This window comes from Aquimarina sp. Aq78 (assembly GCF_900299525.1).
Taxonomy (GTDB): domain Bacteria; phylum Bacteroidota; class Bacteroidia; order Flavobacteriales; family Flavobacteriaceae; genus Aquimarina.
This window is the reverse complement of sequence record NZ_OMKA01000029.1, coordinates 362,978-388,193: the sequence shown is the minus strand read 5'-3', so window position 1 is coordinate 388,193 and position 25,216 is coordinate 362,978. Positions and strand designations below refer to the sequence as shown.

Annotated in this window: 21 protein-coding genes; 19 read left to right on the top strand and 2 right to left on the bottom strand. The window is 32.8% G+C overall.

Annotation, left to right across the window (positions count from 1 at the left end; translation table 11 throughout):
- Positions 1 to 66 precede the first annotated feature (66 nt).
- The 17 genes from DG435_RS21195 (at position 67) to dnaG (ending at position 22,132) form a co-directional block, all read left to right on the top strand.
- Positions 67 to 1,149, top strand: a complete 1,083-nt coding sequence (locus tag DG435_RS21195) for a bifunctional 3-deoxy-7-phosphoheptulonate synthase/chorismate mutase type II (protein WP_024770676.1) — start codon at positions 67 to 69, stop codon at positions 1,147 to 1,149.
- A gap of 224 nt (positions 1,150 to 1,373) precedes the next feature.
- Positions 1,374 to 2,324 (top strand): ribosome small subunit-dependent GTPase A, encoded by a 951-nt coding sequence (gene rsgA, locus DG435_RS21190; protein ID WP_106791456.1) that lies wholly within the window; start codon positions 1,374 to 1,376, stop codon positions 2,322 to 2,324.
- Between the two features lie 263 nt (positions 2,325 to 2,587).
- A complete protein-coding gene (dtd, locus tag DG435_RS21185; RefSeq protein WP_106791457.1) occupies positions 2,588 to 3,040 on the top strand; it encodes a D-aminoacyl-tRNA deacylase in 453 nt (150 codons plus the stop codon).
- Between the two features lie 22 nt (positions 3,041 to 3,062).
- Positions 3,063 to 4,976: a DUF3857 domain-containing protein gene (locus tag DG435_RS21180; protein ID WP_106791458.1), complete on the top strand. Its 1,914-nt coding sequence runs from the start codon at positions 3,063 to 3,065 to the stop codon at positions 4,974 to 4,976.
- Positions 4,977 to 4,988: 12 nt separating this feature from the next.
- Positions 4,989 to 7,019, top strand: coding sequence for a DUF3857 domain-containing protein (locus tag DG435_RS21175; RefSeq protein WP_106791459.1), 2,031 nt, complete (start codon positions 4,989 to 4,991; stop codon positions 7,017 to 7,019).
- A 2-nt stretch (positions 7,020 to 7,021) separates the two neighbouring features.
- Entirely contained in the window at positions 7,022 to 7,348 is a 327-nt protein-coding gene (locus DG435_RS21170; RefSeq protein ID WP_024770682.1) for a nucleotide pyrophosphohydrolase, read from the top strand.
- Positions 7,348 to 7,602: a hypothetical protein gene (locus DG435_RS21165; RefSeq protein ID WP_159025467.1), complete on the top strand. Its 255-nt coding sequence runs from the start codon at positions 7,348 to 7,350 to the stop codon at positions 7,600 to 7,602. The genes DG435_RS21170 and DG435_RS21165 overlap by 1 nt, the downstream gene beginning before the upstream one ends.
- Position 7,603: 1 nt before the next feature.
- Entirely contained in the window at positions 7,604 to 8,830 is a 1,227-nt protein-coding gene (locus DG435_RS21160) for a 3-phosphoshikimate 1-carboxyvinyltransferase (protein ID WP_106791461.1), read from the top strand.
- A 152-nt stretch (positions 8,831 to 8,982) separates the two neighbouring features.
- Positions 8,983 to 10,032: a tRNA preQ1(34) S-adenosylmethionine ribosyltransferase-isomerase QueA gene (gene queA / locus DG435_RS21155; RefSeq protein ID WP_024770685.1), complete on the top strand. Its 1,050-nt coding sequence runs from the start codon at positions 8,983 to 8,985 to the stop codon at positions 10,030 to 10,032.
- A 293-nt stretch (positions 10,033 to 10,325) separates the two neighbouring features.
- Positions 10,326 to 11,249, top strand: coding sequence for a chalcone isomerase family protein (locus DG435_RS21150; RefSeq protein WP_106791462.1), 924 nt, complete (start codon positions 10,326 to 10,328; stop codon positions 11,247 to 11,249).
- 123 nt (positions 11,250 to 11,372) lie between these two features.
- Positions 11,373 to 12,413: a 23S rRNA (adenine(2503)-C(2))-methyltransferase RlmN gene (rlmN, locus tag DG435_RS21145; RefSeq protein WP_106791463.1), complete on the top strand. Its 1,041-nt coding sequence runs from the start codon at positions 11,373 to 11,375 to the stop codon at positions 12,411 to 12,413.
- A gap of 123 nt (positions 12,414 to 12,536) precedes the next feature.
- On the top strand, positions 12,537 to 13,514 hold the full coding sequence (locus DG435_RS21140) for a polyprenyl synthetase family protein (protein ID WP_106791464.1): 978 nt from the start codon (positions 12,537 to 12,539) through the stop codon (positions 13,512 to 13,514).
- Between the two features lie 183 nt (positions 13,515 to 13,697).
- The gene (locus tag DG435_RS21135) at positions 13,698 to 14,267 is read left to right on the top strand and encodes an RNA polymerase sigma factor (protein ID WP_106791465.1); all 570 of its coding nucleotides are present in this window, start codon (positions 13,698 to 13,700) and stop codon (positions 14,265 to 14,267) included.
- Positions 14,257 to 15,075 carry a hypothetical protein gene (locus tag DG435_RS21130; RefSeq protein ID WP_159025468.1) on the top strand — a complete coding sequence of 273 codons (819 nt, stop codon included), beginning with the start codon at positions 14,257 to 14,259 and terminating at the stop codon, positions 15,073 to 15,075. Before DG435_RS21135 ends, DG435_RS21130 begins: the two co-directional genes overlap by 11 nt.
- A gap of 73 nt (positions 15,076 to 15,148) precedes the next feature.
- Complete coding sequence (locus tag DG435_RS21125) at positions 15,149 to 16,192, top strand: hypothetical protein (protein ID WP_106791467.1); 1,044 nt, start codon at positions 15,149 to 15,151, stop codon at positions 16,190 to 16,192.
- 515 nt (positions 16,193 to 16,707) lie between these two features.
- The gene (locus tag DG435_RS21120) at positions 16,708 to 19,965 is read left to right on the top strand and encodes a T9SS type A sorting domain-containing protein (protein ID WP_159025469.1); all 3,258 of its coding nucleotides are present in this window, start codon (positions 16,708 to 16,710) and stop codon (positions 19,963 to 19,965) included.
- 202 nt (positions 19,966 to 20,167) lie between these two features.
- Positions 20,168 to 22,132: a DNA primase gene (gene dnaG / locus DG435_RS21115; RefSeq protein WP_106791469.1), complete on the top strand. Its 1,965-nt coding sequence runs from the start codon at positions 20,168 to 20,170 to the stop codon at positions 22,130 to 22,132.
- On the opposite strand, the gene DG435_RS21110 is transcribed toward dnaG, so the two are convergent.
- Both DG435_RS21110 and nadE read right to left on the bottom strand, forming a co-directional pair.
- The gene (locus DG435_RS21110) at positions 22,129 to 22,761 is read right to left on the bottom strand and encodes a response regulator transcription factor (RefSeq protein WP_024770694.1); all 633 of its coding nucleotides are present in this window, start codon (positions 22,759 to 22,761) and stop codon (positions 22,129 to 22,131) included. The genes dnaG and DG435_RS21110 overlap by 4 nt on opposite strands.
- A gap of 140 nt (positions 22,762 to 22,901) precedes the next feature.
- Positions 22,902 to 23,690, bottom strand: coding sequence for an NAD(+) synthase (nadE, locus tag DG435_RS21105; RefSeq protein WP_106791470.1), 789 nt, complete (start codon positions 23,688 to 23,690; stop codon positions 22,902 to 22,904).
- A gap of 130 nt (positions 23,691 to 23,820) precedes the next feature.
- Here nadE and gldB point away from each other — a divergent pair, with 130 nt between their 5' ends.
- Positions 23,821 to 24,840 carry a gliding motility lipoprotein GldB gene (gldB, locus tag DG435_RS21100; protein WP_234387047.1) on the top strand — a complete coding sequence of 340 codons (1,020 nt, stop codon included), beginning with the start codon at positions 23,821 to 23,823 and terminating at the stop codon, positions 24,838 to 24,840.
- Positions 24,840 to 25,178, top strand: coding sequence for a gliding motility protein GldC (gldC, locus tag DG435_RS21095; protein WP_106791471.1), 339 nt, complete (start codon positions 24,840 to 24,842; stop codon positions 25,176 to 25,178). The genes gldB and gldC overlap by 1 nt, the downstream gene beginning before the upstream one ends.
- Positions 25,179 to 25,216 lie beyond the last annotated feature (38 nt).

Sequence of the window (25,216 nt, the reverse complement as noted above, 5' to 3'; positions counted from 1 at the left end):
GTTTAAATATACTCTTAAACTATAAAACCAATACAAACTTTAATAAATTAAGAATAAAAAATAAAAATGGAGAATAAAAAAGAACTTAGAAACTGGCTAGATGATTACAATCTGGATCACCCATTGGTGATCGGGGGACCTTGTAGTGCCGAAACAGAAGACCAGGTGGTAAAAATAGCGCATCAACTTAAAGATTCTGATGCTACAGTATTGCGGGCAGGAATCTGGAAACCAAGAACAAGACCTGGGAATTTTGAAGGAGTAGGCGCTTTAGGATTAAAGTGGTTGCAAAGAGCTAAAGAAGAAACAGGGATGAAGATTGCTACAGAGGTAGCAAATCCACATCATGTAGAATTAGCTTTAGAACATGGAGTTGATGTTTTATGGATAGGAGCAAGAAGTACGGTATCTCCTTTTATTGTTCAGGATATTGCAGATGCCTGTAAAGGAATTGATAATCCGGTCTTAATAAAAAATCCAATTAATCCCGATTTATCCCTTTGGTTAGGTGCTGTAGAACGTTTTTATACCGCAGACGTTAAAAACCTGGGAGTAATTCATAGAGGATTTTCAACATATGAGAAGACAAAATATCGTAACATCCCAGAGTGGCAAATCCCCATTGATTTACAAAACCGTTTCCCAGATTTGCCATTGATCTTAGATCCTTCTCACATCGCAGGAAGAAGAGATTTGATTTTTGACCTGTCTCAAACAGCGTTAGACCTTAATTTTGATGGACTTATTGTAGAAACACACTACGATCCTGATAATGCATGGAGTGATGCCAAACAACAAATTACACCAGAAACATTGGTTCAGTACATGAAAGATTTAAAGATTCGTAAAGAAATTGGAGAGGATGAAGCGTATCAAAAAGTACTTGATGAATTACGTGCTAAGATTGATATAGCAGATAATCAATTGCTAGAAGTTTTATCAAAAAGAATGAAGATTTCTGATGATATAGGAAAAGCAAAAGCTAAGCAAAATGTAGCTATTTTACAATCTAAACGATGGAACGAAATACTGGGAAGAATGATCCTTGAAGGAGAAGAAAATGGATTGAGTGAAGAATTTATACTTCGTATTTACAAAGCAATTCACCAAGAATCTATTAATCATCAGAAAAAAATAGTAAAAGGATAATTAATATTAGGAGAACCACTCGCTATGAAACTAACGAGTGGTTTTTATGTTTTATTTTGAGTGGATATTGAATGATATAACTTTTTATTATACGTTACCGTCAAAAAATTCTATTTCAGTATGATGATATTTCTATAGTAGATTCTACTAATTTTCGTACAAACTTTTTAATTAAGAAAAGAAATAAGGCCTCTACAAATATTAATATTTGCATCTTTGTGTTTATGACAGGTACCGTTTATAAATCTACAGGAAGTTGGTATACCGTAAAAACTAATAACGGAAAAGTATACGAATGCCGTATAAAAGGAAAATTTAGAATTAAAGGCATCAAAAGTACTAACCCTGTGGCTGTAGGAGATCTTGTAGATTTTAAATTAGAAACTAATAACGATCAGGAAACGGGAGTTATCGAATATATTCATGAGAGGCATAATTACATCATTAGAAAATCAGTGAATCTGTCGAAACAGACACATATCATTGCTTCAAATGTAGATGTAGTCTTTTTGTTAATAACCTTAAATAACCCTACAACATTTACAACATTTATAGATCGATTTTTAGTTACAGCAGAAGCATATGGTATTAAAGCGGTATTGCTTTTTAATAAAATAGATACATATAATGAAGAGGAACTTTTGGAGATTAAATATCTGGCAGCGATATATAGAAAAATAGGATATGAATGTATAGGGATATCTGCTAAGAAAGGTAAAAATGTAGACAAAGTAAAAGCAATAATGAAAAGTAAAGTAAGTATGTTTTCTGGTCATAGTGGAGTAGGAAAATCTACTTTGGTTAATACGATTGCTCCAGATTTGTCATTAAAAACAGCAGAAATAAGCGATCAACATCAACAAGGATTGCATACTACTACTTTTGCAGAAATGTTTGATCTTAATTTTGATGCCAAGATTATCGATACACCTGGGATAAAAGGTTTTGGAGTTGTTGATATGGATAAAGAAGAGTTGGGAGATTATTTTCCCGAGTTTTTTGAGTTAAAATCAGATTGCAAGTTTAATAACTGTTTGCATATTAATGAACCCAAATGTGCTGTTAAAGAGGCATTGGATAACGAAGAAATTGCCTGGTCAAGATATAAAAGCTATTTGCAAATTCTTGAAGGAGAAGAAGAACACTACAGAAAAAATAATTACGACGACGAATAATTTTTATAATCCACAGAAGTAAAATAGATTAAATTTCTAAGTTGTACAAAATCAATTGATAAGAAAATAAAAAAAAATTCTCAGTTCCGAAAAATGAAACTCAAACAATGTATACTTGTGCCGTAAAGTTGTTAATTAAAATGATTTTTAGAATTATTTAATATAATAATTGAATGAAAAACACGCAAACAAAACACATTGTCCTATATCAAATAGACAGAATAATAAAAAAGCTTTTGTTTTTTAAAATCAATAATGAATAAATGAGGGCAGTAATTCAGAGAGTTTCTGAGGCATCGGTATGTGTCGAAGGCAAAATTATTTCAAATATAAATAAAGGATTACTTATTCTAATAGGAATAGAAGAAAAGGATTCACAAGAGGATATAGATTGGTTATCAGGAAAAATATCTCGTCTTAGGATATTTGAAGATGAAGCCGGTGTAATGAATAAAAGTATATTGGATATAAATGGAGATGCAATAGTTGTGAGTCAATTTACATTGCATGCAAGTGTCAAAAAAGGGAATAGACCCAGTTATATTAAAGCTGCAAAGCCAGAAATAGCTATTCCGCTTTACGAGAACTTTGTACAGCGATTAGAGTTGGATTTAGAAAAGAAAATAGGTACAGGTATATTTGGAGCTGATATGAAAATATCATTACTTAACGATGGGCCTGTTACAATTACAGTAGACACAAAAAACAAAGAATAAACTACCCCCTAAAATAATTTTTATGTTACAAAAAATACTACTGGTTTCGGTTGTGCTTACATTATTTTGTACTGTGCAAACTACAGCTCAGGATGATGTAAGATTACAGGCTATACTTTTGGATTCTACACTTACCAAAAATGCTAATGCTATTGTAAGATCAGAAGAGGTTACTATTGAGATAAAATCGGTAAACTCTGTGGTTGTGAAAACCAAAAGAATTGTTACCGTACTTAATAAGTATGGAGATGGATATGCTGATTCTTATGAAGGGTATAGCCCATCTACAAAAATTAGGAAATTAGAAGCCATAGTTTATGATTCTTTTGGGAAAGAGATTAAAAAATATAAAAAGAAAGATTTTAAAGATAGAAGTGTTTCTGATGGGATATCATTGATGAATGATAATAGAATAAAATATTTTGAATACACCCCATTGAATTATCCTTATACACTTGCATTTGAAAGTGAAGTAGAAAGTTTAAGTACAGCATTTATAAAACATTGGAGACCTATTCTGGCATATAGATTAAGTATTGAAGAATCTAAATATAAGATTTTAAATTCATCAAAAATATCAATTAGATACAGAGAAACAAATTTTGATGATTATCCAGTTGAAACGAATAAGACGAACCTGGAAACTTTGTATTCAATTTCTAATATCCCTGCACGATTACCCGAAGCATATAGCCCTTCTCTCAATGATATGACACCAATGGTAAAGGTGGCATTAAACGAATTCTCATTAGAAGGAGTTAAGGGTACAGCAACAGACTGGAAATCTTTTGGAAAATGGCAATATGACAAACTCATATCTGGTAGAGATAAATTACCTCCAGAGACTACTGAAAAGATAAACAAGTTGGTTGCAGATGCAAAAACTAAAAAAGAGAAAGCCAAGTTGATTTATGAATATGTACAGGATAAAACTAGGTACATAAGTGTGCAATTAGGTATCGGAGGTTGGGAGCCATTTTTGGCAAGTGATGTTGATAGATTAGGGTATGGGGATTGTAAAGCATTAACAAACTATACTAAATCTTTATTAGATAGCCAGAATATAACTTCTTATTATACTATAGTGTATGCAGATGAAAGAAGGGATGTTGATTCAGAATTTGCTTCAATGCAAGGGAATCATGTGATACTTAATATACCAGATGAGGGAGAGGATCTCTGGCTTGAATGTACCAGCCAAACCACCCCATTTAATTTTATAGGAGATTTTACGGATAATAGAAATGTATTGGTTGTAAAGCCTGAAGGCGGAGAAATTAAAAGAACCAAGAAGTATGAGCCTGAAGAAAATATACTTCATACGAAAGCAACAGTTAATCTTGAAGTAGATAGATCCATGTCTGCAACAATTAAAAGAGTATCGCAAGGGCTTGAATATGACTGGAACTATAGCATTCAGTTTAAAACGCCAAAAGATCAAAAGTTATATTATAAAGAGTTTTTGGGGCATATTAATAACTTGGAAGTAGGCAAGATAAAGCTTAATGATAATAAAGATGATATCAAATTTACAGAGGATGTAGAAATCTCCTGTGTTTCTTATGCTAAAAAAGTAGGAAGCCGTTTATTGATATCTCCTAATCTTTTTAGTCAGGATCAGATTAATTTACCTAAATATGATAGCAGACAAACACCTTTGGTAATATCACGAGGGTATGTAAATACAGATGAATACATCATTAATTTACCTGATGGATATGCGACAGGAAATTTACCAGAAAAAAAATCTATAGAAACTGTATTTGGTAGGTATAGCTATGAACTCGAAAAAATTGATGATAAGCAACTTAAATTCAGACGATTTTTGAAAATAGTTGATGGCACATTTCCGAAGGAAAAATATGAAGAATATAGGAAGTTTAGATCTCAAATTAAGAAAATAGACAAATCTAGAATAGCATTAAAACAACAATAAATAACCATCTCAATGAAAAATATAAATAAAATACTATTAGGTTGTATTCTTATAGTTTCTACAAGCGGTTTTGCGCAGGAGTATAAATATGGAAAAGTTTCTAAAGAAGAATTAGCAGAGCAATCATATCCTATCGATAGTACAGCACATGCTGCCGTTCTTTATGAAAAGAAACATATACACATGAATTATAACCAATCTCAGGGTTTTCAATTGATTACCGAGGTGCATAAAAGAATAAAGTTATATAAAAAAGATGGGTTTGACTATGCGACAGATGAGGTGTTTTTGTATCATAAAAATAGTGAAAATGAAAAAATAGTAAGTTTAAAAGGGGTTACATATAATTTGGTGGATAATAAAATTGTCGAAACCAAGCTTAAAAAGGATGGGATTTTTAAAAATGAACACTCTAGATATTATGATCAAACAAAATTTACAATGCCCTCTTTACAAGAAGGTTCGGTAATTGAGTATAAGTATAAGATCATTTCACCATTTATATATAATATGGATAGAATCTATCTTCAATATGAAATACCAATTAAAAAACTCGATGTAGTAGTTGAATCACCAGAGTATTTTATATTTAAAAAGTTTACATCAGGATATCTTCCAATTGATGTTAAAGAATCTAATCATAATGGTAAAATTACATTAACATCTAAAACAAGAAGTGGTACTGGAGGTATAGGAGGAGGCGCAGTAAAATCAACGTTTTCAACCAATGGTGTTGATTTTAAGGTTATTAAAAATACGATTAACTCTACCAATGTACCAGCTTTTAAAATAGAGCCTTTTTCTGGAAATATTAAAAATTATATTTCAAGCATAAGCTATGAGTTGTCTAGTGTTAATTGGCCAAATAGACCTGTTAAATACTATTCTACAACTTGGGAAGATGTTACAAAAACAATCTATAAGAGTGGTAGTTTTGGTGAAGAATTAAAAAAGAAAAGTTATTACGAAGAAGATTTGAAAGCGGTAGTATCCCGGTCAGAAAATCAGACTACCAAGATGATGAAAGTATTCAATTATGTGAAAAACAGAATGCGATGGAATGATGCATATGCTGTGGGTACAAGTGTTGGAGTCAAAAAAGCATATAAAGAAAAGACGGGTAATTCGGCAGAAATCAACCTAATGCTTACTTCTATGTTATCTTCTGTAGGACTGGATGCTAACCCGGTACTAGTAAGTGCAAGTAACAGAGTTATTGCTATGTTTCCTACTGTAGATGGGTTTAATTATGTGATATCTCGAGTGAAATTAGCCGATGGTAGTCATGTTTATTTAGATGCTACAGATAGATATGCCTTACCTAATGTTTTACCAGATAGAGTAATTCGTGGATCTGGGAGAGTAATTTCTAAAAATGGTACTTCACAAAGAGTAGACCTTAGGCCAAGAAAATCTTCTTTAAAAAGATATAGTGCACAATGCCAGGTTGATAAAGACGGAGTCGTAAAAGGTAAATTTAATGTGCGTCACATGGACTATTTTGCACATGATTTTAGAGTAGATAATGGAGCAAAAGATGATGAAAGTAAAGTAAAGCGTTTTAAGAAAAGATTTGGCCTGGATGAAATTGAGGAATATACGGTTAAAGGTATAAATGAAACCGGGAAAGGAGTTAGCGAAAGCTTTAATTTTATATCTTACGACCAGGTAGAATCCATCGAAAATGAAATGTATTTTTCTCCGTTATTATTTTTAAGAGATAAAGAAAATGTATTTAAATCTAATGATAGAGAGTACCCGATAGATTTTGGTTATGGATTTACCAATACTTATATGGTAAATATCAAAATTCCCGAAGGATATGAAGTAGCCGAACTTCCAAAATCCGGAGGTTTTAAAATGCCAGAAAACATAGGTGCTTTTTCATTTAGATCAAATATAGCCAATGGGATGATACAGGTTGTTGTTAATGAAACCGTTAATGTAGCTTTTCTTCCTTCTGAGTATTATTTGACACTAAAGGAGTTTTATAGTCAAGTTATTGAAAAAGAAAATGAACAGATAGTTCTTAAAAAAATATAATTATGAATATCCAGGATGCCCAACGTGCTGTAGATGATTGGATCAAAAATCACGGAGTACGGTATTTTAATGAATTAACCAACATGGCGCAGCTTACAGAAGAAGTAGGAGAAGTTGCCAGAATTATAGCAAGACGCTATGGTGAGCAAAGTGAAAAAGAAAGTGATAAAAATAAAGATCTTGGAGAAGAGTTGGCGGATGTTTTATTTGTAGTGTTATGCCTGGCTAATCAAACAGGAATTAACCTTCAGGAAGCTTTTGATAAAAAGCTGGATGTTAAAACAAAAAGAGACCATGATCGTCATCATAATAACGAAAAATTAAAATAATGTTCACATCAATTCTTTTGTCGAAAAGGTATTGGCTCTCTGTGTTTTTTGTAGGATTTAGCTTTATAATTATTTTTAGTGTTATTGAGTATTTTATGCAATACAGTAGCTCTACCTGGGATACTTTTATAGAAGAAAGAATTAATCATCAACAATGGATTAGATATATGATATCCCGAATCGTAGGAGGATTAATATATGGGATGATCATGGGATATTATTTTGAATTAAGAAAACGGAAATCAAATCGATAAAATGAATTTGAAATTAGAACACATTCCTAATATAGAAGGCAATACACTGCAAATTACGGGATCAAAAAGTGAAACAAATAGATTACTAATACTCCAGGCATTATACCCTAATATAGGTATCGAAAATGTGTCCAATAGTGATGATTCTGAGTTAATGCAAAAAGCTTTGCATAGTGATGAACTCATTGTAGATATTCATCATGCAGGTACAGCAATGCGTTTTCTTACGGCATATTTTGCTGTTAAAAATGGTAGAGAGACTGTACTCACAGGAAGTAAAAGAATGAAAGAGAGACCAATTAAAATATTGGTCGAAGCATTACAACAATTAGGATGTAAAATTAGTTATGAAAACGAACATGGGTATCCTCCGATACGTATTCAAGGAAAGCAACCCGAAACCAACTCTGTTTCTTTACAAGCAAATGTGAGTAGTCAGTATATTTCGGCATTAATGTTAATAGCCTCTTCTTTACCTAATGGATTAGAAATTTTATTAGAAGGAAAAGTAACCTCTGTGCCATACATTAATATGACGTTAAGTTTGTTAAATGATGTTGGTATTAAAGGAGTCTTTAAAGACAATAAAATCACCATTAAACCTTGTAAAGAAATTTCTCCAAAAAATATTGTAGTAGAATCAGATTGGAGCTCTGCTTCTTATTTTTACAGTATTGTTGCTCTATCTGATAATAAATCTGTCACTATTGGAAGTTATAAAAAACAGAGCTATCAAGGAGATGCTGAACTTGCAGAAATTTACAAAAACCTGGGGGTAGAAACAACTTTTGATCAAAATACAATTACCTTAAAAAAGGTATCAGATAAAGACCAGATGCTTCAGGATGGGTTAGATTTATCCAATTCTCCTGATATCGCTCAAACAATTGTTGTGACCTGTTTTGGATTAGGTATTGGTTGCTATCTTACTGGTTTACATACGTTAAAAATAAAAGAAACGGATCGTCTTGAGGCTTTAAAAAATGAAATCGGAAAACTAGGAGGCCAAGTTCATATTACTGAGAATTCTCTTCGTTTAGAGTCTTCTGCATCAATAAAAAAAGATGTAACTGTAGCAACATATAATGATCATCGTATGGCTATGGCATTTGCACCTCTTGCGCTTAAAACATCATTACAAGTTGAAGATGCTAATGTTGTTTCTAAATCCTATCCCGATTTTTGGTTAGATTTAGAGAAATTAGGATTTAAAATTTCAGAAGTGTGAAAGAGAGTTAAAGCAGGTTAGCAGTGCTTTGAAGGTGGTTTTCTTATGGAATATTTAAAAAACAGTACCTCTGGATATGTAAATATATTCTAATTTACTTGACAACCCCTATTCCAAGATTGTATATTTGCACCTTCAAAAAATAAACACGAATGAAGCTATCACATTTCAATTTTGATCTTCCACAAGATTTATTGGCTGAGTATCCAGCTGAAAACAGAGATGAATCTCGCCTAATGGTTCTTAATAGAAAGGATCAAACCATAGAGCATAAACAGTTTAAAGATCTTATAGATTATTTTGAGCCAAATGATGTGATGGTTGTTAATAATACTAAAGTTTTTCCTGCTAGATTGTACGGTAATAAAGAGAAAACAGGAGCTAGAATTGAAGTATTCTTATTACGTGAACTAAATCCTGAAACAAGACTTTGGGATGTGCTCGTTGACCCAGCTAGAAAAATACGTATCGGAAATAAGCTGTATTTTGGAGATGATGAGAGTTTGGTGGCAGAAGTAATAGATAATACGACATCTAGAGGACGTACATTACGTTTTTTGTATGATGGTTCTTATGATGAATTTAGACAAAAACTTAATGATCTGGGAGAAACACCTCTGCCTAAATATATTAAAAGAGATGCAGAACCAGAAGATGAAGAAAGATATCAAACTATATATGCTAAAAATGAAGGCGCTGTTGCTGCCCCAACTGCAGGACTTCATTTTTCCAAACATTTAATGAAAAGACTAGAAATCAAAGGAGTTGATTTTGCAGAAATTACATTACATGTAGGTTTAGGAACATTTAACCCTGTTGAGGTTGAAGATTTATCTAAACATAAAATGGATAGTGAAGAAGCTTATGTTACTGCTAATGCTGCTCATACTATTAACAACGGGATAACAAATAAAAGAAGAATTTGCGCTGTAGGAACTACGGTAATGAGAGCTCTCGAAAGCTCGGTATCATCAGAAAGAACGTTAAATGAATTTAGAGGGTGGACTAATAAATTTATTTTTCCTCCTTATGATTTTAGTATTGCAAATTGTATGATTACGAATTTTCATACGCCTAAATCTACTTTATTAATGATGGTATCTGCATTTGCAGGACATGATTTCATTAAAGAAGCATATGAAGAAGCCGTGAAAGAAAAATATAAATTTTATTCTTATGGTGATGCTATGCTAATCATCTAAAAGTAAAAAATGAATAATATTAAAAACCCTGCTAAACCCTGAATTTGGTGGGGCTTTTTTGTATGTTTCTAGAAATTAGCTTATTAAATTGCATTATTCGCAAAAAAAATGCTATTTTCGAGGCCTTAAAAAATTATGGGAAAACCGTAATTAGTTAAAATGCCAGAAAACGATTAATATCGGTTTTTGTCGAAAAACATGCTAGATGAGGCTTATAAACGTACTTTTTATAAATTTGTACTGTTTTTTTTGTATGTTCCAATTATGAAAAAAGAACTAAACCTAATTATAGAATGAGAAAAGTAATTTATTACATAGCATTTTTCAGTACTGTTTTTTCTTATGCTCAAACCAAAGTTGGTAGTATTAGCTTTAACGATGTTGATGTTTTTAATGAATCAGAGTTAATGCTTAATGGCGCAGGGTCTACAGAAAAGTTATATGCAATGGCATTATATTTGGACTTTGAAGTAGATGGAGTAGAGGATGGAGTTATGGTAGCAGAAAAAGATGTTACTATGGCTATTACAATTAAGATTATTTCTTCAATTACTGATAGTGAATTTAAGGATATTATAAGAAATGGTTTAGAAAGAGCTACAGATGGTAATAGCTATTTATTAGAAAACCAAATAAGAGATTTTCTTAACCTTCTTCCTAATGAAATAGATAAATTTGATATTTATAAAATTTTATACGTTAAAGGAGGGAAATTAACTCTCTATAAGAACAAAGAATTACTGGGAACAATAAATAGTAAAGAGTTTAAAAAGGCTTTGTTTAAAATTTGGTTAGGAGAAAACCCTATAGATTCACAATTAAAGGAAGATTTACTTGCTTCTTATGAACCTAATCCTATACTTGGAAGATGGAAAACATATGATAAAAAAACAGGGGTTGCTATTAGTATTGTTCAATTATATATTATAGAGAATAAAGTGTATGGTTCAATACAAAGGATGATGCGTATATCAGAAAGAGATGCGATCTGTTATGAATGTGAAGGTGCTGATAAAAATCAAAATGTAGAGGGATTGGTCATTTTGAAAGGATTAAGATTAAAAGGAGATAAATATGTAAATGGAAAATTTACAGATATAAAAAATGGTAGAATTTCAGAATGCCAAATATGGATTGATGAAGATGAACCAAATATACTTAGGGTTAAGTATAAAGGCGGAGGTGGAGCCCATGAATGGAAAAGAATAAAAAAGTAAGATGACTATTATAAGATAGTGCTAAAAAACCTCGGATATTTTTTCCGAGGTTTTTTGATTACTATAATAAAGAACGAAGATGTATGTCACAGTACCATTTATCTTTATACTTTTGCAGAAGTTATGAATGTGAAGAAAAAAGACATAAGAACCTTAACTAAAGATCAGTTACGGCTTTTTTTTGAAGAAAATGGAGATAAATCTTTTAGAGGAAATCAGGTTTATGAATGGCTATGGAGTAAAGGCGCTCATAGTTTTAATGATATGACCAATATTTCCATAGCTACTCGAAAAATACTTGAAGAAAACTTTGTGATCAATCATATTCGGGTTGATCAAATGCAACGAAGTACAGACGGTACTATTAAAAATGCAGTAAAATTGCATGATGGATTAATAGTAGAATCAGTGCTAATTCCTACCCCAACCAGAACTACAGCTTGCGTGTCTTCTCAAGTGGGGTGTAGCTTGGATTGCAAGTTCTGTGCAACAGCTCGACTAAAAAGAATGAGAAACCTTAATCCTGATGAGATTTATGATCAGGTAATGGCTATAGATAAAGAAAGTCGATTATATCACAATCGTCCCTTATCAAATATTGTGTTCATGGGTATGGGAGAGCCTTTAATGAACTATAATAATGTATTGAAAGCCATTGATAAAATTACTTCTCCTGAAGGATTGGCAATGTCTCCAAAAAGAATCACGGTATCTACTTCTGGTGTCCCAAAAATGATTAAGAAAATGGCAGATGATGAGGTGAAATTTAAATTAGCAGTTTCATTACATTCTGCAATAGATGAAATAAGAACATCAATAATGCCTTTTAATGAAACATTTCCGCTTATAGATCTCAGAGAGGCATTAGAATATTGGTACGCAAAAACAAAAAGTAAGATCACTTATGAATATGTTGTTTGGAAAGGTATAAATGATAGAAAGGAAGATATTGAAGCTTTGATACGATTCTGTTCTTATGTACCATGTAAAGTAAATTTGATAGAATATAACCCAATTGATGATGGAGCATTTCAACAAGCATCAAACAAAGCAATTGATAACTACATTAATGGACTAGAATCTCATGGTATTGTTATAAATGTTCGCCGTAGCCGTGGAAAAGATATAGATGCAGCCTGTGGTCAATTAGCTAACAAATCTTAGAGATACTTCTTATATTTTTTAAATTATAAGTAATATTCTTGATATATAACAGTATCGGTTTCAAAGAAAAACTATTTACGCTATCTTCGCGTTACTATAGAAAACAGAATCAAGTACAGCATATTGAAAGTTGTAGAACAAATAAAATTACCGATCATTGATGAAATGGAGCTTTTTGAACAAAAGTTTTCAGATTCAATGATCTCTAAGGTAGCCTTACTCAATAGAATTACACATTATATTGTAAATAGAAAAGGTAAGCAAATGCGACCTATGTTTGTTTTTCTGGTCTCTAAAATGGTATCTGGAGGAGAAGTAAACGAACGAACATACCGAGGAGCTTCGGTAATTGAATTGATTCATACTGCAACTTTGGTCCATGATGATGTCGTTGATGATTCTAATCAAAGGCGAGGCTTCTTTTCTATTAATGCCCTATGGAAAAACAAAATAGCAGTTTTGGTAGGGGATTATCTATTGTCAAAAGGATTGTTGCTCTCTATTGATTATGGGGATTTTGACCTTTTAAAGATTATTTCGGTAGCAGTAAGAGAAATGAGTGAAGGAGAACTGTTACAAATCGAAAAAGCTAGAAATCTTGATATCACAGAAGAGATATATTATGAGATCATCCGCCAGAAAACGGCAACATTAATAGCAGCTTGTTGCAGCTTGGGAGCATGCTCTGTGTCCCCTGATTCTGATGATGTTGAAAAAATGAGAAAATTTGGAGAACTCATCGGAATGGCTTTTCAAATTAAGGATGATTTATTTGATTATGGTGATACAGCCATAGGAAAACCCACCGGGATTGATATTAAAGAGCAAAAAATGACACTCCCTCTTATCTACACACTAAATCACTGCACTAAAGAAAAAAAGAAGTGGCTTATTAACTCGGTAAAAAATCATAATAAAGATAAAAAAAGAGTTAAAGAAGTTATAGACTTTGTAAAAATAAGTGGAGGATTGGAGTACGCTATTAAAATAATGCATCAATTTAAAAATGAAGCACTTTCCATTTTATCAGAATATCCAGATTCAGACTATAAATCTTCTTTAGAACTTATGGTTGATTATGTTATCGACCGAAAAAAATAATTGAAAGTTTTTTAGTACTAAAAAAGAGATGCCCATTGCGTATACAATAAGTTTTTTAAGAAAAAAAGATATCGATTATCTCTAAATATTTATAATTCAACATTAATTATTTAAAATACGAGGCAACCTTTTTATTTTTATTCTCGTCTATGTAAATAGAAGATCTAATTAATTGATTCTATATTGAAAGTTATTCAATTTTATAAAAGCGAAACCCAACTCATTAAAAGGGCAGCAAAGCAATATCGTGATGCGCAACATCAGTTATACAATCAATATGCACCCAAAATGCTTAGTGTGTGTAGACGATATATTAAAGATATTCATTTTGCCGAAGAAGTAATGCTTGGAGGGTTTTTAAAAGTTTTTATGAACCTGAATAAATTTAAATTCGAAGGAAGTTTTGAAGGATGGATGCGAAGAATTATGGTTAATGAATCTATCTCTTTTTTAAGAAAAGAAAAAAAGGTTCTTTTTACCGAAGAAATAACAAGCTATACTGAAGAATCCTGGAACAATATTAATACAGAATTAGAAGTAGACCAGATTCAGGAATTAATAGATAGTTTACCAGAAGGATATAGAATGGTATTTGTGTTATATGCTATAGAAGGATACAAGCATAACGAGATAGCTAAAATGTTAGAAATTTCTGTGAGCACTTCAAAATCTCAACTATTTAAAGCTAGGAAAACGTTACAACAAAAGTTAAACGAACAAAATAAGATAAATAATGGCGCCATTGAAATTTGAGGAAAAGATGAAAGAAAAGCTGGAGCAACGCGCTATAAAGCCTTCAAGTGATTCTTGGGAGCGATTAACAACGCAGTTAGACAGCGCAAGAAAACAAAAAAAAGAAAGTAAAAAAATCCAATGGTATGGTATCGCAGCAATTTTTGTTGGGGTTTTGATTCTGACTTCAATACTGATGAACCAAAATCCGGTTTCAGAACAAGATAATACTCAATTTGTTGATAACAATAATGAGGTTATTAAAAATGAAAATACTGAGGTAGTTGAAAATAAGAATACACAACAAAAAGTTATAGAGAAAAGTAATTCTAAAGCTTTTGAAGAAAATCCAATATCGAATAATACTGTGACATCCTCTCTTAAAAAAGAAAAAGAGAATCTTAAAAAGAAAAATGTTACCTCAGAAATAATAATGCATGAGGATAAGACTGTAAAAAAGATGTTAGGGAATAGGGACTATGACACTGAGTTAGCAGAAAATGATAAAAATGCCAATACGATTAAAAACAAAATTTTACCTGTAGATTCTTTAATAATTGAAGATAAAGTGGCAGGAGTAGTGGCGCAAATTCAAGAGCTTCAAAAAAATAATACTCAAGTGACCGATGACGAAATCAATAGGTTATTGCTTGAAGCGCAACGTGAAATTTCAGCAGAAAAAATATTAGAATCTAATACAGTGAGTGCATCAAATCTTCTACAGGATGTAGAGGCAGAACTTGATGAGACTTTTAAACAACGTGTTTTTGAAGCGCTTAAAACAGGTTTCCAGAAAGTTAAGACAGCAGTAGTAGAAAGAGATAATTAAAATCATTCATCAATCAAATAATCCGTAATCTCCCTAACTCTAACTAGGGAGATTACAAATAAAATTCAAAAAAATGAAGACGATAGTTACAATAGCTACATTTGTGGCCATGGCACTTTTTGCCCAATTGTCAAGTGCACAGGAAGCAAGTGATAATAATGTAGTAGAGCAATTGAAACAGCAGAAAGAACGTGTTATTAATGCCGAAAAAGAAGCATTAAAAAAGGAAGTAGAAGAAATTAATGAAAAGCTGGTAAATGAAGAAATAACCAAAGAAGATGCGCAAAAACTTAAAGAAGAAGCTGCTAAGATACATGCCCTTAATATTGAAAATAGAATAGCTATTATAGAAAATAAAATTTCACTTTTGGAGCGCAATGAGGGGAGGGCTATAGAATTTTTGGAAAAAGATCTGGAGTACAACTTTACTTTCTTAGGGTTTAATTTTGGGTCTGATAAAGACAGAGAAATACCGTATGATAGACGTACGAGATCAAATTTGGTAATTGCTTTTGGGCTTAACAATGCAATTGTAGATGGGCAATCATTGGATGATTCTGATTATAAAATTTCTGGAAGTAGGTTTTTTGAAATTGGATGGGCCTGGAAAACAAGAGTGTTTAAAAACACCAATTTCCTAAGAGTTAAATATGGGATCTCATATACTTCTAATGGTTTAAAACCTACAGATAATAGATATTTTGTAGAAAATGGTAATCAAACGACATTAGAAGAATTTAGAGTAGAATTGGATAAATCCAAATTTAGAATGGATAACCTTGTGGTTCCTGTACATTTTGAATTTGGTCCGTCAAAAGTAACAGAGACAGAAAAGAGTATACGATATTCTACAACAAATAGATTTAGAATTGGTCTGGGAGGGTATGCCGGAGTAAATATAAGTACTCGCCAAAAATTAAAATATAAAGAAAATGGCGATCGCGTTAAAGATAAAATTAAAAGAGATTATAACACCAGTGATCTAATATATGGATTAAGCGGATATATTGGTTTTGGAGATATGTCTATATATGTTAAGTACGATCTGTCTCCAATTTTTAAAAATGCAGAGATTGAACAAAATAATGTGTCGTTAGGATTACGTTTTGACTTTTAATCGATGAATAAATTGATGCGGTTACCCGTATATTTTATGAAATTAGAGGACTATAACAGATAAAATAGTTTTTTGTTAATAAAGTAGGAGCAAGTAATGATTATTTTAAAAGAGCGATATGATGATATCGCTCTTTTATTTTTTTTATATCATATGCTGTTTGAGTTATGATTCTCAGACCTTTATTTAACAGCTACCCTATCAAATCGATATGCTAAACATCTATATTTTTTTGTTATATAATTTACTAATAATGGATATTTGTTAAATATATAAATAAAAGCATTGTCCTCAAATTAATTATGGTTTTAACGTAACAATTTGAATGTAAGTATTTTATGACAATTTATTTTTTTGTTTCTAGATGAAATATTCTATATTTATCCAAGTCATAGTTGAAATAATTCTTTCCAAAATTTTAATAACGATTCTACATTTTTTGCCTCAAAATGTTAGTCGTTACTACTTATGCTGAAATTGGTATAAAACCGAACAATTAACCAAATTTCACTCATATGAAAACTAAATTTTTTTATTTAACATTATTCATGTTTTGCAGCTTCGGGCTGCTAGCTCAACAAGGGACTCCTGTTAAAGCAAGTTTAACTAGTCAAGCAGAATACATGAAGGAAATTCCCGCACTCTCTAGTATGAAGAATATTATTTCTGCTAAAGGAATAATAAAGCATGGGAGAGAGAAACAACGAGGAAAAAACAATTACGTGCCTGGTAAAGGACTTCCGAAAACTGGTCAGTCCGACCCTTTGATGAAGTATCAGCAAAAATCAATGAAAACTGCTATTTCTACTGAAGTTGCCAATTTTGTTGCTCATCAAGGTAATAGTACGCCTACTGACCCAACTGGTGCAATTGGACCTAATCACTATGTGTATGCTTTTAATTCAGGTTTTGGTATTAGAGATCGAAACGGGAATGTATTATTAGCAGAGGCTTCTTTGGCTACGATATTTCCTGGAGAGAGCTTAGGAGATCCAATCGTAGTTTATGACAATTATGCAGAACGCTTTATCATTATGCAATTTAGTAATTCCCCTAATGGTATTCTTATTGCAATAGGGAAAGGCCCAGATCCTGTTAATGATGGCTGGTATACGTATAGATTTAATACAGGAGAGTTTCCTGATTATGAAAAATTATCGATTTGGAGCGATGGGTATTACATAACTTCTAATAAAGCTCCAAGTGGAGCAGTAGGAACGTTGGAAACTGTTTATGTTGCTGATAGGGATAAAATGCTTACAGGAGATGCTAGTGCAGGATTTGTAGGTTTTACACTTCCGGGAGCTATTTCAAGTGGTTTTTATAGTCCAGCAGGATTTAATGCTACTGGTCCTACATTACCACCAGTTGGAACAGGAAATTCTTTTATTTATCTACAGGATGATTCTTGGTCTGGAGTATCATCGGATCATTTAAAAATTTGGACAACGGATGTTAATTGGTCTAATCCTTCTAGCTCAACCATTTCTCAACCCGTAGAGGTTACTACTTCGCCATTTGATAGTGTATTTGATGCAGGGTCATTTTCTAATTTACCTCAACCTAGTGGAGGTGATATAGATGCATTGCAGGCAACGATGATGTATATGACGAATTACAGACGTTTCGGAACTCATAATTCTGTTGTTTTAAATTTTGTGGTAGATTTAAATGGAAATGATGATTTAGCTGGTATTCGCTGGTACGAACTTAGGCAGACAGGTGATGGTCAGCCGTGGACAATTCATCAGGAAGGCACATATACCCAGCCTGATGGACATAGCGCATTTTGTGGTGCTATTGCAATGGATGGGCAAGGTAATATAGGTCTTGGATATACTGTAGTTAGTAGCTCAATTGTTCCTTCTATTAGATATACCGGAAGATTAGCAAGTGACCCTTCAGGAACAATGACGTTGACAGAACAGGTTGCTGTAAATGGAACTCAGTCTAATCCTTCGACTAGATATGGAGATTATGCGCAAATGACTGTAGATCCATCTGATGATGCAACTTTCTGGCATATTGCAGAGTATTTTGATGGGGGATCTAGAAAAAATCATGTAGTGGCTTATAAATTGCAGCCCGATACTCCAGATACAGAAGCTCCTACAGTTCCTGCTAATCTAACTGCATCTAATACTACTGATGTTTCTACTTCATTGAGCTGGGACGCATCTACTGATAATATAGGAGTTACTGGGTATGACGTATATCAAGATGGTACTGTAGTGGCAACTGTAGCTACAACTACAGCAGATATTACTGGATTAACAGCAAGTACCTCTTATGATTTCTCTGTAAAAGCAAAAGATGCAGCAGGAAATGAATCTGCCGCAAGTGCAACACTTACTGTTACTACAGTTGCACCAGATACTCAGGCACCAACTGTACCTGCAAATTTAACAGCATCTAATACTTCAGCAGGTCAAACTACCTTAAGCTGGGACGCATCTACTGATAATGTGGGTGTTGCAGGATATGATGTGTTACAAGACGGAGCGGTAATTGCTACTGTAACGACTACAACTACTGTAGCAAGCGGGCTTTCTCCTGAGACTACATATGAGTTTAAGGTATTAGCTAAAGATGCTGCCGGAAATGAATCAGCTACCAGTACACCAATAAGTGTAACTACTCCAGCTGCAACAGGATGTTTAAATGGTGTTGCTGTTCCATATAGTGAAAGTTTTGAAAGTGATTTTGGAGGGTGGACACAAGCATCGGGAGATGACCTGGATTGGACAAGAGATTCTGGAGGTACACCTTCTAATAATACAGGGCCTTCAAGTGCAGATGATGGATCAACGTATATCTATGTTGAAGCATCTGGTAATGGTACTGGATATCCAAACAAAAGAGCAATTCTTAATTCTCCTTGTGTTGATCTTAGCGGTGCTACAGCGGCTGTATTTTCATTTAGTTATCATATGTATGGTGGTACTGATTTTGGATCACTAGATGTTGAAGCAAGTAATGATGATGGTGCAACCTGGACCAGTATTTGGAACAAAAGCGGAAACCAGGGGAACTCTTGGCAAGCGGCCACAATAGATTTGGCAGCTTATCTTGGAGTTGGACTACAATTACGATTTAATCGTGTAACTGGGAATACTTGGCAAGCCGATGCGGCAATAGATAAAATATCACTTACTAGTGATACTGCAGGAAATTGTGCTTCTGGTGATTTGTCCTTAAGTATAACATTTGATAACTATCCAGAAGAGACTTCTTGGACATTAACTGATGCAGGAGGTGCAACAGTGGCTTCAAAAAGCTATTCTACGGCAAACCCAGATGGGTCTACTGTTACAGAAACTATTAGTGCACCAGCTTCAGGAAGCTATACATTTACAATTTCTGATTCTTTTGGAGACGGGATTTGCTGTTCATATGGTAATGGTTCTTATACGTTATCAAGTAGTGCAGGTACTATTGCATCAGGAGGAGAGTTTACAAATTCTGATGCTACAGAGTTCTGTGCTCAAGGATCAAGTGTAAGGCTAGATACTTATGAATTAACAGATTTTAACTCAAATGACAAGCGATTTATGTTGTATCCGAACCCTACTAAAGATGTTTTAAATATTTCAGTTGGTAAAACACCAATCCAAAAACTAGAGATCTTCTCTATGTTTGGTCAAAAAGTTCGTAGCATTGATGACAAGGGAATTAAGCAAATCGATGTAAGTAACCTTACTGCAGGAACTTATTTTGCAAGAATTACTGCTAAAGAAACTATTGTTACAAGAAGTTTTATTGTAACAAAATAATTTTCTGAACAAATAAAAAATTAATGTTAAGAGGCTGTCTTTTTTAGGCAGTCTCTTTTTTTATTAAATCAAGAAGAGGATGGTGTTTCAGGAATTATATTATTTTTGCGTTGAGCTTGTCAATATAGATAAAGACAAACTTTTGTAGTAGGATTCTCAATAAAGTGCTTACTGCTCAATATTAATTATATAATACCAGATAATGATCAATAAGTCCACTATAGATGCTGTATTCGAAACTGCTCGGTTAGAAGAAGTAATAGGTGACTTTGTGCAATTAAAAAAAGCGGGAAGTAATTTTAAAGGATTAAGCCCATTTAGTGATGAAAGAACACCTTCTTTTATGGTGTCTCCCGTAAAACAGATTTGGAAAGATTTTTCTAGCGGAAAAGGAGGTAATGTAGTTGCTTTTTTGATGGAACATGAGCATTTTACATATCCTGAAGCCATAAAATATTTGGCTAAAAAATATAATATTGAATTTGAAGAAACCGAGCAAACCGATGAGCAAAAACAGCAGGCAGATGAAAGAGAAAGTATGTATCTGGTTAGTGAGTTTGCTAATGCTTTTTTTCAGAATTCTTTACTTAAAACAGAGCAAGGTAAAGCCATAGGGCTAACTTATTTTAAAGAAAGAGGATTTACCGAAGAAACTATAAAAAAGTTTGGACTAGGGTACTCTCCCGATGTTTGGGATGCATTGACGGCAGAAGCAATAAAAAAAGGATATCAATTAAATTACCTGGAGAAAACAGGTCTTACCATAGTAAAAGAAGAAAAACAATTTGATCGTTTCAAAGGTAGGGTGATGTTTCCCATTCAATCAATGTCTGGCCGTGTTCTGGGTTTTGGAGGGAGAATCTTAACCAATGAGAAAAAAGCGGCAAAATATCTTAACTCTCCAGAGAGTGATATCTATCATAAGAGTAAGGTACTTTATGGGATTTATTATGCAAAACAAACTATTGCCAAAGAAGATAACTGTTATCTTGTAGAAGGATACACAGATGTAATTCAGTTTAATCAAACAGGTGTTACTAATGTAGTTTCTTCATCTGGAACAGCATTAACATCGGATCAAATTCGCCTAATTAGCAGACTAACCAAGAATGTCACGGTATTGTTTGATAGTGATGCTGCCGGGATGCGAGCATCTTTAAGGGGGATTGATTTGATTCTTGAACAAGGAATGAATGTAAAAGTCTGTAGCTTTCCTGATGGGGAAGATCCAGATAGCTTTGCCAAGCAAAATACGCTAGAAGAACTAACCGGGTATCTCGAAGAGAATGTTCAGGATTTTATTAGTTTTAAAGCGTCGTTATTACAGCAAGAATCTAAGAATGATCCTATTAAGAGGGCAGAATTAGTTAGAGATATGGTAACTAGCATTTCTAAAATCCCGGATGTGATCAAACGGGAAATTTATGTCAAAGAATGTTCTAGAATAATGGATATTTCTGAAGATGTATTGTTCGATACTTTAGCACAAATTCGTAATGTTGATGTAAAAGAAGACCGTAAACAGCAAAAACAACATCAGAAGTCGCTAGAAGTTGTAAAAACAGAACCTAAATCCCCAAAGGTTGATGAGCAGTATGAATTAGAGCGAAAGATAATAGAGATATTGCTGCTTTATGGAAGCCGAGAAGAAGAGTTTGAAGATCTTGTCTTAAAGGAAAATGATGAAGGAAATCTCGTTTTAGAACCAGAAGCACACACTACAAAAGTGTTTGAGAAAATATATCTCGATCTTCAGGATGATGAAATAGAATTTACTAATAATAGTTTTAAAGAGATATACGCCGTTTTGATTGAGCAATTGCATCAAAATGAGGAATTTAAAATCGAAACCTTTATTAATCATATAGCTCCAGAAATAGCCTCAGAGATTACGGCTATCATGATGAATGAAGAGCGATATACATTACATAGATGGATAGATATGGAAATCCATGTAAAACAAAAAGATTTTACGATTGCTCAGTATGTAAGTGATATTATTTTAAACCTACGAAGATTCCTGATTAGCCAAAAAGTAGAAGAGCTCTCACAAGAAGTGAAAGCTCCAAATACCGATGCCAATGATAATCAAGAAACCATACAGGATATCATGGATTATCTATCATTAAAAAGAATATTGTCTGAAAAACTAAACCGAGTGGTCTAGCTAATATGCAATAATCTGGATTGATGAATTAGGTCAGCAAGATTATCCACTTTTAGTTTTTTGAGCAGTCGCGTCTTATACGTACTTACCGTTTTCTCATTAATAGATAATGTAGAAGCTATATCTTTATTACGTTTTCCAGAAGATAATAGATTGAGTACTTCTATTTCTCTGGAGGATAGTTTTTTATATTTTACAACCATATTATTTTCATTAGCATTTCCGTTTGCTAATTGTTGTGTAAGGTTATCATTTAAATATATACCACCCCTTGCAACGCGTTCGATTGCTTTTTTAAGTGTTTTTGTTGGGACTGTTTTGGATAGGTATGCCGAAGCTCCTGCTTTAATAGCACTTAATGCGTACATTTCTTCGGGATGAGAACTAAAAATAATTACTTTGATTCTAGGAAATTCTTTTTTAATTGTTCTCAATGCCATAATTCCATTGATTTGAGGTAAATCTAACTCCATGATGAGTACATCTGGAGTATTAGCTTTCAAAACATCATACATCTCGTTTCCGTTACTTACTTTGCCAATGATCTCATAATCTTCTGAGTTGCGAAATAAAGAAACGATCCCCTTCCTTGTAATTGGATGATGATCTGCGATTAATACGGTTGTCATTCTTGTTTACGATTGTTAATGTTAGTTTAATTTTAAGAGTGTAACATCTTAGGCTAGGGGTAATTTTAAATCTTTGTGCAAAATTACTAAGAACTAGTCCTCGTAAACTTTTTTTTATGTATTTATCGACAAAATGTTGCTTATAATAGATTAACGGGTATTTTACACACCGGAATAGGGGTCATTTTGTGTTGGTTTACGGTATTTAGGCGGACGAAAATTTTAAAAACCTCTTGCTCTCTTCCTTTAAAATCATCAATATTTTTACCTTCATCTTTCATTTTCATAGCCCATTCTAATTCATCATAACTTGCGCCAATTTGATCTTCATCACTCCTGCTATCTCCAAATAACCCATCGGTTGGAGAAGCAATTTGTATAGAATTTGGAACTCCTAGAGTTTCTCCTATTGTGTAGACTTCACTTTTTAATAAGTTTGCAATAGGACTTAAATCTACACCACCATCCCCATATTTGGTGTAAAAACCAACTCCAAAGTCTTCAACCTTATTGCCTGTTCCAGCAACTAGGTATTTATATAAACCAGCAAAGTAATATAATGTAGACATTCTTAATCTCGCTCTGGTGTTTGCTAATGATAGATCAAGTTGTGCACTTGGAGCCGTTTCTGGAACGACAGATTTTAGTTCTTCAAAAACAGGAGTTAAATCAACTCTTGTATCAGAAACATTAGGAAACCTTTCTTTTAAATGATTAATATGTTCTTGGGCTCTTGTTACTTGACTCTGAGCTTGATGAATAGGCATTTCTACACAAAGCGTTTTTAATCCTGTTTTCGCACATAAAGAAGAAGTAACAGCGCTATCAATCCCCCCGCTTACACCAATAACAAAACCTTCTATGTTTGCATTAGTAGCGTATTCTTTTAACCAGTTTACAATATGATCAATTACTTTTTCTGTTTGCATTCTTCGTTATTTGTTAGTGTTAATTTAAATCTAAATACTACGAGTATTTCAATTTTATACTTCGTATTTCGATCTTTGTCTGTAGTAATTTGATATATTACCTTTGCGAATATAAAATTAATAAAAAAAGATGGCGTTCTGGAATAGTAGAAATTATTTAGAGAGATATTATAATTTAGGAATGAATAGTATTAAGTATATAAAATTCGCCATTGTTTTTTGCATTTTATTTTCTTGTTCAAACAAAAGTAAAGTAGATAAAGAAATTGCTGAAATCCCTGTAGAAATTAAAGTTGAACGTTTTGATCGATTATTTGCAGAAGTAACAGAAGAAAACTTACCTAATCTTAAAAAAGAGTACCCTTTTTTATTTTCGGAAAAGTATGCAGATAGCGTATGGATTAAAAGATCTCGAGATACAATACAACAAGAAGTAAACAAAGAAGTAGAAAAAACTTTTTCTGATTTTTCTACTGAGGAAAATGAACTGCATTCACTTTTTCAACATATTAAATATTATTTCCCAGAAATTAAAGAACCTAGAGTGGTTGCAATTACCAATGATGTAGATTATCATAATAAGGTTGTACTTTCAAAAGGACTGCTTATTATTTCCTTGGATACATATCTAGGTAAGGATCATCACTTTTATGAAGGGATACAAAAATACTTAAGACAGCATTTTGATAAACAAAATATAGTGCCAGATGTAGCTTCTATGTATGCCAAAAACCAGATAGGACCGATTAGAGATAGAACGTTTTTAGGTAATCTTGTGTCCTTTGGAAAAGAACTATATCTAAAAAATTTGCTTTTACCTGATTTTAGCGATGCCAGAAAAATAGGATATACCGAAGAACAGTATGCCTGGGCAAAAGCTAATGAAGAACAAATCTGGAGATATTTCATAGATCGCCAATTGTTATATAGTACTGATAGTGCTCTTATGCCTAGATTTTTGTATCCTGGGCCTTTCTCAAAATTTTATTTAGAAGAAATTGATAAGGAAGCACCAGATAGAATAGGACAATTTATAGGATGGAGGATTGTAGCTTCGTATATGAAAAATAACAATGTATCTTTGCGGCAATTAATAGTGGCAGATGCCGAAACGATTTTTAATAGATCAAAATATAAACCCGAAAGATAATGGCGAACAATCATAAATCAGAAATAAAAATAGATATAGAGCTAGATGAAAACAGGATTCCAGAAAAATTAAGATGGACAGCAAAAGATGGTGGAGTAGAGAACGAAGAGACCAAAGCAATGTTGTTATCTGTATGGAATAGCAAAAGTAAAGAAAGTCTTCGTATTGATTTATGGACTAAAGATATGCCTGTGGATGAAATGAAGATCTTTTTTCATCAAACATTAGTTGCTATGAGTGACACTTTTTATCGAGCTACGCAAGACGAAAAAATGTCGGCAACCATGAAAGATTTTTGTGATTACTTTGCTGAAAAACTGGAACTTAAACAAAAATAATAATTTATTTTTTTTGAAATGTTTTACCAACTTTGTTG

Bases quoted from the DNA above. Each gene is read 5' to 3' on its own strand.
- queA (WP_024770685.1), top strand. From the start codon at position 8,983: ATGAAGCTATCACATTTCAATTTTGATCTTCCACAAGATTTATTGGCT.
- DG435_RS21195 (WP_024770676.1), top strand. From the start codon at position 67: ATGGAGAATAAAAAAGAACTTAGAAACTGGCTAGATGATTACAATCTG.
- dnaG (WP_106791469.1), top strand. From the start codon at position 20,168: ATGATCAATAAGTCCACTATAGATGCTGTATTCGAAACTGCTCGGTTA.
- dtd (WP_106791457.1), top strand. From the start codon at position 2,588: ATGAGGGCAGTAATTCAGAGAGTTTCTGAGGCATCGGTATGTGTCGAA.
- rsgA (WP_106791456.1), top strand. From the start codon at position 1,374: ATGACAGGTACCGTTTATAAATCTACAGGAAGTTGGTATACCGTAAAA.
- gldC (WP_106791471.1), top strand. From the start codon at position 24,840: ATGGCGAACAATCATAAATCAGAAATAAAAATAGATATAGAGCTAGAT.
- gldB (WP_234387047.1), top strand. From the start codon at position 23,821: ATGGCGTTCTGGAATAGTAGAAATTATTTAGAGAGATATTATAATTTA.
- DG435_RS21125 (WP_106791467.1), top strand. From the start codon at position 15,149: ATGAAGACGATAGTTACAATAGCTACATTTGTGGCCATGGCACTTTTT.
- DG435_RS21120 (WP_159025469.1), top strand. From the start codon at position 16,708: ATGAAAACTAAATTTTTTTATTTAACATTATTCATGTTTTGCAGCTTC.
- DG435_RS21175 (WP_106791459.1), top strand. From the start codon at position 4,989: ATGAAAAATATAAATAAAATACTATTAGGTTGTATTCTTATAGTTTCT.
- DG435_RS21160 (WP_106791461.1), top strand. From the start codon at position 7,604: ATGAATTTGAAATTAGAACACATTCCTAATATAGAAGGCAATACACTG.
- DG435_RS21150 (WP_106791462.1), top strand. From the start codon at position 10,326: ATGAGAAAAGTAATTTATTACATAGCATTTTTCAGTACTGTTTTTTCT.
- rlmN (WP_106791463.1), top strand. From the start codon at position 11,373: ATGAATGTGAAGAAAAAAGACATAAGAACCTTAACTAAAGATCAGTTA.
- DG435_RS21165 (WP_159025467.1), top strand. From the start codon at position 7,348: ATGTTCACATCAATTCTTTTGTCGAAAAGGTATTGGCTCTCTGTGTTT.
- nadE (WP_106791470.1), bottom strand. From the start codon at position 23,690: ATGCAAACAGAAAAAGTAATTGATCATATTGTAAACTGGTTAAAAGAA.
- DG435_RS21170 (WP_024770682.1), top strand. From the start codon at position 7,022: ATGAATATCCAGGATGCCCAACGTGCTGTAGATGATTGGATCAAAAAT.
- DG435_RS21180 (WP_106791458.1), top strand. From the start codon at position 3,063: ATGTTACAAAAAATACTACTGGTTTCGGTTGTGCTTACATTATTTTGT.
- DG435_RS21110 (WP_024770694.1), bottom strand. From the start codon at position 22,761: ATGACAACCGTATTAATCGCAGATCATCATCCAATTACAAGGAAGGGG.